This window comes from Flavonifractor porci, from assembly GCF_037572415.1.
GTDB classification, from domain to species: domain Bacteria; phylum Bacillota; class Clostridia; order Oscillospirales; family Oscillospiraceae; genus Flavonifractor; species Flavonifractor porci.
Map to the genome: position 1 here is coordinate 16,139 of NZ_JBBHLB010000026.1, position 13,149 is coordinate 29,287.

General features: G+C 56.1%; 15 protein-coding genes. All 15 read left to right on the forward strand.

The window, feature by feature from the left end; translation table 11 throughout:
• The first annotated feature begins 167 nt into the window (after window positions 1-167).
• Window positions 168-1,814, forward strand: a complete 1,647-nt coding sequence (locus WHJ28_RS15865; protein WP_340043012.1) for an acyl-CoA mutase large subunit family protein — start codon at window positions 168-170, stop codon at window positions 1,812-1,814.
• A gap of 1 nt (window position 1,815) precedes the next feature.
• Window positions 1,816-2,220: a cobalamin B12-binding domain-containing protein gene (locus WHJ28_RS15870; protein WP_340043013.1), complete on the forward strand. Its 405-nt coding sequence runs from the start codon at window positions 1,816-1,818 to the stop codon at window positions 2,218-2,220.
• Window positions 2,217-3,197, forward strand: a complete 981-nt coding sequence (gene meaB / locus WHJ28_RS15875; protein WP_340043014.1) for a methylmalonyl Co-A mutase-associated GTPase MeaB — start codon at window positions 2,217-2,219, stop codon at window positions 3,195-3,197. The genes WHJ28_RS15870 and meaB overlap by 4 nt, the downstream gene beginning before the upstream one ends.
• Window positions 3,178-3,582 carry a methylmalonyl-CoA epimerase gene (mce, locus tag WHJ28_RS15880; RefSeq protein WP_340043015.1) on the forward strand — a complete coding sequence of 135 codons (405 nt, stop codon included), beginning with the start codon at window positions 3,178-3,180 and terminating at the stop codon, window positions 3,580-3,582. Before meaB ends, mce begins: the two co-directional genes overlap by 20 nt.
• 5 nt (window positions 3,583-3,587) lie before the next feature.
• On the forward strand, window positions 3,588-5,129 hold the full coding sequence (locus WHJ28_RS15885; RefSeq protein WP_340043016.1) for an acyl-CoA carboxylase subunit beta: 1,542 nt from the start codon (window positions 3,588-3,590) through the stop codon (window positions 5,127-5,129).
• 15 nt (window positions 5,130-5,144) lie between these two features.
• Entirely contained in the window at window positions 5,145-5,285 is a 141-nt protein-coding gene (locus WHJ28_RS15890) for a hypothetical protein (RefSeq protein WP_340043017.1), read from the forward strand.
• 1 nt (window position 5,286) lies between these two features.
• Window positions 5,287-6,501: a Na+-transporting malonate decarboxylase, carboxybiotin decarboxylase subunit gene (madB, locus tag WHJ28_RS15895; RefSeq protein WP_340043018.1), complete on the forward strand. Its 1,215-nt coding sequence runs from the start codon at window positions 5,287-5,289 to the stop codon at window positions 6,499-6,501.
• 39 nt (window positions 6,502-6,540) lie between these two features.
• Window positions 6,541-6,750, forward strand: a complete 210-nt coding sequence (locus tag WHJ28_RS15900; protein WP_340043019.1) for an acyl-CoA carboxylase biotin carboxyl carrier protein subunit — start codon at window positions 6,541-6,543, stop codon at window positions 6,748-6,750.
• A 112-nt stretch (window positions 6,751-6,862) separates the two neighbouring features.
• Complete coding sequence (locus WHJ28_RS15905) at window positions 6,863-7,144, forward strand: hypothetical protein (protein ID WP_340043020.1); 282 nt, start codon at window positions 6,863-6,865, stop codon at window positions 7,142-7,144.
• Between the two features lie 18 nt (window positions 7,145-7,162).
• A complete protein-coding gene (gene scpC / locus WHJ28_RS15910) occupies window positions 7,163-8,623 on the forward strand; it encodes a succinyl-CoA:acetate CoA-transferase ScpC (protein ID WP_340043021.1) in 1,461 nt (486 codons plus the stop codon).
• 258 nt (window positions 8,624-8,881) lie between these two features.
• Window positions 8,882-9,133, forward strand: a complete 252-nt coding sequence (locus WHJ28_RS15915; protein WP_340043022.1) for a hypothetical protein — start codon at window positions 8,882-8,884, stop codon at window positions 9,131-9,133.
• The gene (locus tag WHJ28_RS15920; RefSeq protein ID WP_340043023.1) at window positions 9,124-11,079 is read left to right on the forward strand and encodes a V-type ATP synthase subunit I; all 1,956 of its coding nucleotides are present in this window, start codon (window positions 9,124-9,126) and stop codon (window positions 11,077-11,079) included. The genes WHJ28_RS15915 and WHJ28_RS15920 overlap by 10 nt, the downstream gene beginning before the upstream one ends.
• Before the next feature lies 1 nt (window position 11,080).
• Window positions 11,081-11,569, forward strand: a complete 489-nt coding sequence (locus WHJ28_RS15925) for a V-type ATP synthase subunit K (RefSeq protein WP_191379888.1) — start codon at window positions 11,081-11,083, stop codon at window positions 11,567-11,569.
• A gap of 42 nt (window positions 11,570-11,611) precedes the next feature.
• Entirely contained in the window at window positions 11,612-12,202 is a 591-nt protein-coding gene (locus tag WHJ28_RS15930; protein ID WP_340043024.1) for a V-type ATP synthase subunit E, read from the forward strand.
• 30 nt (window positions 12,203-12,232) lie between these two features.
• The coding region (locus tag WHJ28_RS15935) for a V-type ATPase subunit (RefSeq protein ID WP_340043025.1) at window positions 12,233-13,149 on the forward strand (917 nt) is incomplete at its 3' end.

A 13,149-nucleotide genomic window follows, 5' to 3' on the forward strand; every position in this document is an offset into this window, starting at 1 on the left:
CTAGGTGGGGCATAAAGTCAGCTTTATGCCTCACCTTTTCTTTACCTTTCTGAAGGGTGTGGCTGTTCCAGAGCGCTTGCTTTATACACGAAAAAGCAGTCAGGAACCATAGAGAAGCCTTTGTTTAGATAATGGAGGCAAAATAAAGAGCAGAAGGAGTGTATGCAATGAACGGGAAAGCGCAATGGGAATCAGAACTCGTTGCAAAAGCATTGGCAAAAAGTCCGGAGCGAAGATCCAGCTTTGAGACCACCAGCGGTATTCCAGTAGAACGTCTGTATACGCCAGAAGATCACATGGGAAGTTATGAAGACCAACTTGGTTATCCAGGCCAGTATCCCTTTACCCGGGGCATCCAGCCCACCATGTACCGGGGCCGCTTCTGGACTATGCGGCAGTACGCCGGCTTTGCCACCGCGGAGGAATCCAACAAGAGATACCGCTATTTGCTGGATCAAGGGCAGACAGGCCTGTCCATCGCCTTTGACCTGCCCACCCAGATCGGGTACGACTCGGACGACCCCATGGCCCACGGCGAAGTGGGCAAGGTAGGCGTGGCCATTGACTCTCTGGCGGACATGGAGATCCTCTTCCAGGGCATCCCCCTGGACAAGGTCAGCTCCTCCATGACCATCAACGCCCCTGCTGCGGTGCTGCTGGCGTTCTACATTGCCGCTGCGGAGAAGCAGGGCGTGCCCGCCTCCGCCCTGAAGGGTACCATCCAGAACGACATTCTGAAGGAGTACGCAGCTAGAGGTACATATATTTTCCCGCCTGCCCCTTCCATGCGGCTGATCACCAATATTTTTGAATTCTGCTCCCAGAATGTGCCCAAGTGGAACACCATCTCCATCTCTGGCTACCACATCCGTGAGGCCGGTTCCACCGCCGCCCAGGAGATCGCCTTTACCCTGGCCGACGGTATCGCCTATGTAGAGGCCGCCCTGGAGGCCGGTATGGATGTGGATGACTTTGCTGGTCGGCTTTCGTTCTTCTTCAACGCCCACAACAACCTTCTGGAAGAGGTGGCCAAGTATCGTGCTGCCCGCCGGCTGTGGGCCAAAATCATGAAGGAGCGCTTCCACGCCAAGAAGGACAGATCCATGATGCTCCGCTTCCACACCCAGACCGGCGGATCCACCCTCACTGCTCAGCAGCCTGACAACAACATTGTGCGTGTGGCCATCCAGACCCTGGCCGCTGTGCTGGGAGGTACCCAGTCCCTGCACACCAACAGCCGGGACGAGGCCCTGGCCCTGCCCACGGAGGACTCCGTCCGCATCGCCCTGCGCACCCAGCAGATCGTGGCCTATGAGAGCGGTGTGGCCGACACCATCGACCCCCTGGCGGGCAGCTACTATGTGGAGCACATGACCGATGAGCTCCAGGCCGCCGCCGAGGAGTACATCGCCAAGATCGACGAGATGGGCGGCGCCGTGAAGGCGGTGGAGCAGGGCTACATCCAGCGGGAGATCGCCGAGAGCTCCTACCAGTATCAGCGTCAGGTGGAGAGCGGCGACCAGATCGTGGTGGGTGTGAACAAGTTCACTATCAAAGAGCCGCCCGCCAAGGGACTGCTTCACATTGACTCTTCTGTGGCAACCAACCAGATTAAGAAACTGCAGGCCATGAAGGCCGGCCGGGACAACGTCCTGGTGCGCCAGCGGCTGGAGGCCCTGCGTACCGCAGCTCAGGGCACTAACAACCTGATGCCTTACATTCTGGACTGCGCCCGGGTGTACTGCACCGAGGGCGAGATCTGCGGCGAACTGCGGAAGGTATTTGGGGAATATCGCCCCATGGAGGTGCTTTGAGATGAGTGAGAAGAAGATCCGCGTTTTGATTGCCAAGCCCGGTCTGGACGGCCATGACCGGGGTGCCAAGGTGGTGGCCCGGGCCCTGCGGGACGCTGGGTTTGAGGTCATCTACACCGGTCTGCGCCAGACCCCCGAGCAGATCGTGGAAGCTGCCGTTTCCGAAGATGTGGATGCGGTGGGCCTCTCCCTTCTCTCTGGTGCACATAATTATCTCTTCCCCAGGGTCATTGAACTGCTGCGGGAACAGGATGCAAACGGCATTTTGGTGTTTGGCGGCGGCGTAATTCCGGAAGAAGATATCCCTGACCTGAAGAAGGCTGGTGTCGCGGAGGTGTTTACCCCCGGTACTCCCACCGCTGAAACAGTAGACTTCCTGCGAGCCCATTGTGGTGGCGGGGAATGAGACAGGATTTTGATGATCTTCTGACCAAAGGACGTGCAGGTGACAAACGCGCAGTCGCCCGCCTGATCAGTGCCATCGAGCAAGGCGGAGAGGAATCCCGTTCCCTGCTTACTCAGCTTTGGCCCCATACCGGTCAGGCTCGTATTTTCGGCATCACAGGTCCACCTGGCGCTGGAAAGAGTACTCTGACCAATGCCCTGACCAAATGCTGGAGGGCCTCAGGTCTGCGAGTCGGAATTATCGCGGTGGATCCCACCAGCCCTTTTACCGGGGGCGCCATCCTGGGGGACAGAGTACGGATGGGAGATCTGACCTTGGATAAAGGCGTCTTTATCCGCTCTATGGGAACCCGCGGCCAGCTGGGAGGGCTCTCGCCAGCCAGTGCGGGCGCCGTACATGTGCTGGATGCTTGCGGCTATGATTTAATTCTCCTGGAAACAGTTGGTGTGGGACAGTCTGAAGTGGCTGTTATGGAGACTGCGGATCTGGTGTTAGTGCTCAATGTTCCCGGCTTGGGTGACGATGTGCAGGCTATTAAGGCAGGTATTCTGGAAATTGGCGACCTGTTTGCAGTCAACAAGGCCGACCGTCCCGGCGCAGATCGCACCGCCAATGAACTGCGGGCCATGCTGGAGTTGGGCGAGGAGGAAAAGCGTTCTCTTCCGGTGCTTTTGGTATCCGCTTCCCAGGGGACGGGGATAGCGGAATTGTGCGCCGCGCTGGACACCCAGTATCAGTGTCTGGATGAAAGCGGGGAACTTGCCAAGCGCCGCTCCCTGCGTTTAAGAAGTGAACTGTTGACTCTGGTTCGAGAGGGCATCGAGCAGCACCTGTTGCAGCCTCTGTTGGATAGCCCAGCCTTCCAGCAAAGCCTGCAGCAATTCCAGTCCAGAAAAGAAAGCCCATATCTTTGGGCGGCTGAATTTGTAACGCAGATAAAGATAGGAGGTTCCGGTTGTGAATTGCACAAGAGTTGACCACATTGGTATTGCGGTGAAAGACTTGGCCGCCTCAGTGAAATGGTATGAAGAAACCCTGGGCCTGCAGAGTAAGGGTACGGAGGTGGTGGAGGAGCAGAAGGTGACGGTTGCCTTCCTCCCCTGCGGCGACAGCGAGCTGGAGCTGCTGGAGAGCACTACGGAAGACGGCCCCATTGCCCGCTTCATCGAAAAGAACGGCGAGGGAATTCAGCACGTCGCCATCCGGGTGGATGACATTGACGCCGCTCTGGCAGAGCTGAAGGAAAAGGGTGTGCGCCTTATCGACCAGACGCCCCGATACGGGGCAGGTGGGGCGCGAATAGCCTTTCTCCATCCCAAAGCCACTCACGGGGTTCTGCTGGAACTGTGCGAAAGGAAGTGAGTATCGTGACAACTGCGGAAAAGCTTGGACAGCTCGATGATTTCACAGCTCATGTTTTGCAGTGCGGCGGCCCCAAGGCGGTAGAAAAGCAGCACTCATTGGGAAAACAGACCGCCCGTGAGCGAATCGACATGCTTTTGGATCCGGGCACTTTTGTAGAGGTAGACCGTTTTGTCCGCCACCGCTGTACCGCTTTCGGCATGGGGGATAAGGATATTCCAGCCGATGGCGTTGTCACTGGCTATGGTAAAGTAGATGGCCGCACCATTTTCGTATACGCCCAGGACTTTACTGCTCAGGGCGGTTCTCTGGGCGAGATGCATGCGGCAAAAATCTGCAAAGTGATGGATATGGCCCTGGAGGCTGGCTGCCCGGTGGTTGGGCTGTGCGATTCCGGCGGGGCTCGTATCCAGGAGGCTGTGGACGCGTTATCTGGTTATGGTCAGATTTTCTACCGCAACGCTTGCGCGTCTGGCCGCATCCCCCAGATCTCCGTGATTATGGGCCCCTGCGCTGGCGGCGCAGTGTATTCTCCCGCCCTGACTGATTTTATCGTTATGGTGGAGAAAGAGAGCCAAATGTTTATCACTGGCCCTGCAGTGATTGCCGCCACTACCGGCGAGGAAATCACTGCCGAGGCACTGGGTGGGGCGGACACCCACACCACCGTCTCAGGCGTGGCTCACCTGGCTACGGGCAGCGAGGAAGAGGCTCTGCAGGCGGTGCGCCGCTTGTTAGGTTATCTACCCTCCAAGGCAGGCGACAGCATCCCACAAATTCCTTATGCAGCCGGGGATGAGAGCCGCAGTCAGCTGGATGGCGTAATCCCGGACGACTCCGCCATGCCTTACGACGTCCACGATATCATCGATGCCATTTTGGATGATGGCAGCGTGATGGAGCTGCAGCCCTATTACGCAGACAACATCGTCACATGTTTTGGCCGTCTAGGCGGATACAGTGTGGGCGTGATCGCCAACCAGCCGTTCTCCATGGGTGGCAGCCTGGATGTCAACGCCTCCGATAAAGCGGCCCGGTTCATCCAGTTCTGTGATGCCTTCGGGATCCCATTGATCAACCTCGTGGATGTTCCCGGATTCCTGCCTGGAGCGGATCAGGAGCATGCCGGCATCATCCGGCATGGCGCCAAGCTGCTGTATGTGTATTCTGTGGCCGAGGTGCCCAAGCTGACCGTGGTATTGCGCAAGGCTTACGGCGGTTCCTATCTGGCTATGTGCTCCAAGGATCTGAGAGCTGATTTCGTTTATGCCTGGCCCACCGCCGAGATCGCCGTCATGGGCGCCGCTGGTGCGGCCAACGTGGTATTCCGCAAGGAGATCCAGACCGCAGAGGATCCTGCCGCAGCCCGCAAGGAAAAAATCGAGCTCTATTCGCAGCAGTTTGCCACACCCTATATGGCGGCTGGCCGTGGTTTCGTGGATCTGGTCATTCATCCCTCTGAAACCAGAGTACGGCTGCTGGAGGCCTTGAAACTGCTGATGAATAAAGAGCGGCTCCCGCATCCCCGCGGAAACATGCCGCTGTGAGAGGTGTAGAAAAATATGGGCATTATTCCGTATACCGCAATGGCTTACGGGCTAACCGCAGTGATCTCCCTGCTGGTGGTAGCAATCATCGTAGGTATCAGCAAACTGACCGGCCGCCCGGGGCAGTCAGAGGACAACGGAGAAGGGAGTGTCTAGCATGGAGCTTTTTATGCAGATGTTCCCCGGTATTGGAACATTTTTTGCCGTAGATACAAATATTGCGATAGCGCGTGTCGTTTTGATCATCTTCGGCTTTATCCTGGCTGTGCTTGGCTTCAAGCGCACCCTTGAGCCCTTGATTATGGTGCCCATGGGACTAGGTATGATGGCGGTCAATTGCGGCATGATGTTTCTAACCTCGGGCGCAGTGGGGAACCTGCTGCTGGATCCACTTGTTTCCGATGCTACAGCTATTGTGGACACCATGCAAATCAATTTCCTACAGCCGATCTACAACTTGACCTTCTCCAATGGACTTATTGCCTGCTTGGTCTTTATGGGGATCGGAGCGCGAAGCGAGATTAGTTTCCTGCTGGCAAAACCCTGGAGTTCCATGATTATTGCCATTTTTGCTGAGCTAGGTACCTTCGTAGCTCTGGTAGTCGGTGTGCTCGGCTTTGGACTGACTCCGGAACAGTCCGCTGCCATGGCTACCATCGGTGGCGCCGACGGACCCATGGTTTTGTTTTCTTCCCTAATGATGGCCCCCGAGCTTTTCGTCCCCATCTCCATCATCGCCTACCTCTACCTCAGCCTGACCTACGGCGGCTACCCCTACATCATTAAAGCGCTGGTGCCCAAGAAGTACCGGGGCATTGACATGTATGTGGACGTGCCCGAGGTCTCCCAAAAATCCAAGTTTACGTTCATCGTCATCACCTGTGCGGTGCTCTGCCTGCTGTTGCCAGTGGCGGCGCCCCTGATCCTCTCCTTCTTCATCGGTATGGCAGTCAAGGAAGCCAAAATCAACAAGTACACCGAGCTACTGGAGGAGGGTTTGTCCTATTTCGGCACCTTCTTCCTGGGGCTGATCCTGGGCGTGCTGTGCGAGGCATCCACCATTCTCAACCCCACCGTCATCATCATCCTGATTATCGGCATCCTGGCTCTGGCGGTATCAGCTGTTGGCGGATTGTTGGGCGGCTGGATCGTCTACATTTTTCATAGAGCAAGCCACAAATACTTTAACCCCACAATAGGCATTGCTGGTGTCTCCTGTGTTCCCACTACTGCCAAACTGGCCCAACATGCAGCTCAGGAGGAAAACCCCTTTGCAGTTATCCTGCCGGTGGCCATGGGTGCCAATATTTCTGGCGTGATTACCTCTGCAATTGCCGCAGGCATCTTTGTTACAACGATTCGACTGGTGTAACAGCCAGAACACGCACTTACTATTAAGGAGGAATTCAGTATGGAAATCAAGTCTCGTATTCCCGGTACCATTGTGGCCATCAATGTAAAGCCCGGCGATTCTGTCAAGGCTCGCGACAACTTGGGCACCATGGAGGCCATGAAGATGGAGCAGCCCATCCCCTGCCCCAAAGACGGCGTCGTTAAAGAGGTTATGGTTGCGCCGGGCGATAAGGTAAAATCCGGCACTGTCCTGTTGAGCATCGAATAACCCATCCGGCCAGTCTTCCCCAGCGGGCCGGGACATGAATTCCCGGCCCACATCTTTAAGAAAGGACACTTCAGTGTGCAACTTGAACTTGCGCCTGAATCTGGTGGTTCATATGGGAGAGATATTTGAACTCGGAATGGTCATCTGCTTCGGCATTTCCTGGCCGCTGTCCGTCTATAAATCCTACAAGGCTCGCACCACCCTGGGTAAAAGCCTCATTTTCGAATTATTTATTTGGATTGGCTATGTCAGTGCGATCACCGGAAAACTCACGACCCAAAATATTACCTATGTGTTTTTCTTCTATATCCTCAACATCGTTATGGTGTCCATCGACATTTGCCTTTACTTCCGAAACCTCCGCTTGGATCGGTTGGCCGGGCGGATTTCATAGGTTGTGGAGGACAGAGACATGGAGCGAATTTATGCCCCTTTGCGGGATAAAGTAAAAAGCGCGGAGGATGTGGCCGCGCTCATCCAGTCCGGCAGCGTAATCGGCTGCTCCGGCTTTACCCTGGTTGGTGAGCCAAAGGCCATTCCTCAGGCACTGGCCCAACAGGGAAAGGCGGATCATCTCACACTTCTGACCGGAGCCTCGGTGGGTGACGCTTTGGACGGTGCCTTAACCCGAGCTGGCTTGTTGGCTATGCGATATCCCTACCAGAGCAACAAATTCATTCGGACGGCCATTAATCAGAGCAAAGTTGGCTATTCGGATATGCACCTGAGCCATATGCCCGAGTTTATCAATCGGGGCGGTCTACATATCGATTATGCGATTGTTGAATGTGCCGCGGTTACGGAAGAAGGCGTCATACCGTCTGCTGCCGTGGGCGCGTCCGACTGCTTCCTCTATCAGGCCGACCACATCATTTTGGAAGTCAATTCCGCCCTTCCTTTAGAGTTGTGCGGCATGCATGACATCTACCAGGTAGACTCCCGCCCCATTCCTCTTACGGAAGCCACACAGCGCATCGGCGGTACTGCAATACCATGTGATTTCAATAAGGTGGTGGCTATTGTAGAGACCAACGATCCCGGGACTTATCCCACCTTTAAGGAACCGGATGATGTCAGCGCGGCGATTGGCGCTCACATAATCGCTTTCTTAAAGGAAGAAGTGGCCGCCGGAAGGCAGCCCCCCTCTTTGAATCCCATACAGTCTGGGGTGGGCAGCGTGGCGAACGCCGTTTTGGCAGGCCTTGGCGACAGCGGCTTTTCCGGGCTTCGGATGTATACCGAGGTTGTGCAGGACTCCGCGCTGAAGCTCATTTGGGATGGCAAAATGGTGGGCGCCTCTACCACAGCGATTTCCCTCTCCAAGAAGAATCAGGAGCTGTTTTATGACAACATTGACTTTTTCCGGGAGAGAATTGTCATCCGCCCCCAGGAAATTGCTAATAACCCAGAAATTGTACGACGCCTTGGCTTAATCTCCATGAATACGCCCATTGAGTGCGATCTGTACGGTAATGTAAACTCCACTCACATTATGGGGACAAAGATGATGAACGGCATTGGCGGCAGCGGCGACTTTGCCCGCAATGCGGGACTTACCATCTTTGCCACCGCTTCTGTGGCAAAAGACGGCGCGATCAGCTGTATCGTTCCTATGTGTTCCCATGTGGATCACACGGAGCACGATGTACAGGTGATTGTGACAGAACAGGGGCTGGCAGATCTGCGGTGGAAATCCCCCCGGCAGAGGGCGGAGCTGATCATCGACCGCTGCGCACATCCCAAATACCGGCCCCTTCTGCGGGAGTATCTGGAGGAGGCCAGCAAGCAGGGAGGACACACGCCCCACGATTTGAAGCAAGCACTCTCCTGGCATACGAGATATTTGGATACCGGAACCATGCTGCCTGGATAGGGAAATACCATGGTTCAGAGGGCATTACACCCGAAATGTTTATGAAAGCCCGGTTCCACGATCACGGACTGTCTGCACAGAACGCAGCCTGCTGGGTGGTTTAAACAAAGCCACCCAGCAGGCTGCGACTGGTATCCTGACAGTTTTAGTGGATTCCAATCATTTAAACAGAAAGGCAGTGATGGAATGTCTTTAGAAGCAGTCCAAAGGGTGGCCGAGGCAGAGGAAAAGGCCCGTGCCCGCAGGACGGAAGCAGCCGTGGCATGTAAAAAGCTGGTGTCTGACACCGAGCAGTCCTGTCAGGCGCAGCTGGAGCAAGTGCGCAGTACTGCACAGTCGCAGGCGGTTGAGGCGCTGGTCAAGGCAAAGGCTGCCGCGGAAAAAGAGGTTAAGGCTATACAACAGGAGACCAAACAAGCCTGCACCAGCCTGCGCCAGATGGCGGCCAAACGGCTGGATGCCGCCGCGGCACTCATTATCAGAAGGGTTGTGGGAGACTCATGTCCATAGTCAAAATGAAGCGCCTGCGTCTCTTTGCCATGGCAGCAGATCGGGAGAAACTGCTTTGTCAGCTTCAGCACCTGGGCTGTGTGGAAATCCAGGAACCCACTGAGGAGCTAACCGATCCCGCCTGGGCCTCCTTTGCCCGGATGGATGATACCGCGCTGGCAGACACAAAGGCTAAAATGGATCAACTCAGCATTGCTTTGGAACTTCTTAACCACTATGCTCCCTCCAAGGGCTCTTTGTTTCAAGCGCGCCCGCAGGTCACAGAGGCCCAGCTCTTTGACAGGTCTACTCGCCAAGAGGCTTTAGCTGCTGCGGAGCGGATTTCGGCCCGGGATGCCCGTATCACGGCCATTTACAGCGAGCAGAGCAAACTCACCGCCCAAAAATCCGCACTGGCTCCCTGGTTGGAATTGGACACCCCCTTGGATACTCCGTCCACCCGATCCGTTTCTGTATCCTTTGGCGCGATCTCAGGAAATGTTGACCGACATCGGGCAGAAGTGGAGTTGGCAGCTGTAACCGAGCTGGCCCAGCTGAGTTGGGCAGGCCGCGACCGGGAATTCCAGTACGTATTGCTCCTGTGCCACCACTCTGTTGAAGAGAAGGCCATGGCGTTACTCAAGACCTTTGGTTTTTCACCCGTATCCCTTCGAGGCTGGACGGGCACAGCACGGGCCAATATTGACGCCATTGACGCCCAGCTTGCGGCGCTCTCCAGGGAGCTGGACGCCTGTAAGGCAGCTATTGTCCAGGAAAGAGAGCACCGGCAGGCCCTGCGACTGACCATCGACCAGCTGGCTCAGGACATACAGCGGGAAGAAGTTAAGGGCCGGATCCTCTCCACCCAGGCCACCCTGTTTTTGGAGGGATGGGTACCGGCGGACAAGCTGGGCAAGGTGGAAACCGTACTCTCCCAGTACGCAGCGGCCTGGGAAGCCGCCGATCCGAAGCCAGACGAGTACCCCCGTGTGCCCATTCAGCTCAAAAACAACCCGCTGACCAAGCCCCTCAATATGGTCACAAATATGTATGTCCTGCCTACTTACGACGGGGTGGATCCCAACCCTCTTATGGCGCCTTTCTTTGTATTCTTCTTTGGGCTCATGATGGCCGACATGGCCTACGGTATTTTAATGGTGGCCGGCGGCCTTTTTATGCTCAAGAAGCTGCATCCCAAAGGTACAATGGAGCACATGGCGGGGCTGCTGGTTCTCTGCGGCATCAGCACTTTTATCATGGGCGCCCTTACCGGCGGCTTTTTGGGTGACTTTATTCCCCAAATTGCCAAAATCATTGATCCAAATACAACGTTCACCTCTCTGCCCTATCTGTTTACCCCTCTCACCGATACCCTGGCCATTCTGGTTGGCTGCCTGGCCTTGGGCCTTTTGCAGATTATTACCGGTATGATTATCAGCGTGGTTCGGAAAATCCAGAGTGGTGAATGGGCAGACGCCCTGTGGAACGAAGTGACATGGTGGGTTATTCTGACCGGCATTGCCTTGGCGGTGCTGGGCGTGGGAAACGTCAGGGGCTACCCCGCTGTTCTCATCGCAGGACTGCTCATGCTTCTCTACGGCGGCACCCGAGGCGCAAGGGGTCTGGGGAAAATCACTTCCCTGATTGGTACGGTGTATAACGGCGTCACCGGATTTTTCAGCGATATTCTCTCCTATGCCCGTCTCATGGCCCTGATGCTGGCTGGCAGCGTCATCGCCCAGGTCTTTAATACGCTGGGTTCCGTGACCGGAAATGTGGTGGGCTTCGTCATCATCTCCCTTATCGGCAATACCCTCAACTTTGCCCTAAACCTGCTGGGCTGCTATGTCCACGACTTGCGGCTCCAGTGTCTGGAGTTTTTTGGGCGGTTTTATAAGGAGGGCGGCAAGCCCTTCCGTCCCCTGTTCATCAATACAAAATATGTAGATATCAAGGAGGAACAATAACATGGCTGACTTCATTGCGCAATTTGGAGGCATCGGTCTGGCTTTTCTGGGGGCCGCCCTGGCGGTGGGTCTCTGCTGCGTGGGCTCTGCCAAGGGCACCGGCATGGTGGGCGAGGCGGCCACCGGCCTTCTGAGTGAAAACCCTGAGCATTTCTCCAAGTGCCTGATTCTCCAGGTACTCCCCGGTACCCAAGGACTGTACGGCCTGGTTATTTGGTTTTTCGCCCTGTTCACCATGGGTGCCTTCTCCGGAGGTATCGTGGATCTGTCCATTACCAACGGTCTGACCATCTTCGTCTCCTGCATTCCCATGGCCATTGGCGGCTGGCTCTCCGCCATCTACCAGGGCAGAGTGGCCGCCTCCGCCATCAATGTGGTAGCCAAGAAGCCTGACGACTGGGCCAAGGGTATCATCCTCTGCGGTATTGTGGAGTTTTACGCCATTCTCTCCCTGCTGGCCTCCGTGCTTCTCCTGATGAACGCCCTGTAAGGGCACGCATCAGCTGCCAGACAGGAAGAAAGGCGGTAATCTATGAACGGATTAGAAAAACTTACCGGTCAGATTGATGCTGATGTGCAAAAGGAGATTGACGCCGCCCTGGTTCAGGCCCGGAGTCAAGCCCAGGAAATTCAATCTTGGTATGAGTCCCAGGCTCAGATCCAAGTGGAAGCCATTCGACGCAAGGGGCAGCAAGAAGCTGTTTTCCGTCAGGAGCGGCTGGTGGACGAAGCAAAAATGCAGGCTCGTAGGGACATTCTGGCCACCAAACAGGAGCTGATCGGACGGGCTTTTGACCTGGCTCTGGAGAAGCTGCTGGAGCTGCCGGAGAAGGAGTACGTAGCCCTGCTGGCCGACCTGGCGGTTCGCGCCTCCTCCACCAAGAAGGAGGCGGTCATCTTCTCCCAGAAGGATCGCACCCGCTACGGCAAGGCAGTTGTCACCCAGGCCAATGAAAAGCTGGGCGGCGGACACCTGACCCTGTCCGAGCAGACCCGGCCCATCAAAGGGGGGCTCATTCTTCAGGACAGCCAGGTGGAAACCAATTGCTCCTTTGAAGTGCTAATCCATCTTCAGCGGAACACCCTCTCCGCCGAGGTGGCCCAGGTTTTGTTTAAAGAATGACCCACTTCCACATAAAAAGGAGGGTGTAACATGGGCAAAAAGCTAAAAGAATACGACTACCTTTACATTTCGGCCCGCATCCACACCATGGAGAATAAGCTGCTGACCCGGGAGCGGATGGAGCGGATGCTCTCTGCCCGCAGTGTGGAGGAGGCTGCCAAGGTTTTGGCCGAGTGCGGCTATGGAGAGTTTCCGTCCCTCACCCCCACAGCCATCGAACACGTCCTTGACCAGACCCGGTGCGCGCTCTTTTCCGAACTATACCGGGATGTCCCTAATCCGGCCATTCTGGATGTGTTTTGCATCAAGTACGACTACCACAACGCGAAAGTACTGCTGAAAGCCGAGGCCACCGGTCAGTCCCTCGACAAACTGCTGCTGGATGCCGGACGCTATCCCGCCCAACGGCTTAAGGAGGACTATCTCCAAATGGATTTGGATCGATACAGCTCCATTTTCTCTCAGGCTGTGGAACAGGCCAAGGATCTGCTGGCCTCCAGCGGCGATCCCCAGGCCGCCAATTTTCTATTGGATCAGGCCTATTTTGAGGAGTTGCTTGAAACAGCCAAGGCTGCCCGAAGTTCCTTCCTCCAGGGCTACGTCCGGCTGCTCATCGACGCCACCAACCTGCGCTCCACCGTCCGGGCCGCCCGCATGGGCAAGGGGTCAGATTTCCTGCGCCGGGTTCTTCTCCCCAATGGCGACATACAGATGGACAGCCTTCTTGCCGCTGGCTCCGGAGGCGCCGACCTGGCGGGAATCTTTGCCCATACTTACCTCACTGCGGCAGCCCAGGAAGGCGCCGCAGTTATGCGGGGCGGCAGTCTCACCGCCTTTGAGCGCCTGTGCGACAACGCGGTGATGGGCTACCTGGCCCAGGCCCGCCGCATCCCCTTCGGGGAGCAGGCGGTGATCGGTTACCTGTATGCCAGGGAGAACGAGTTTAC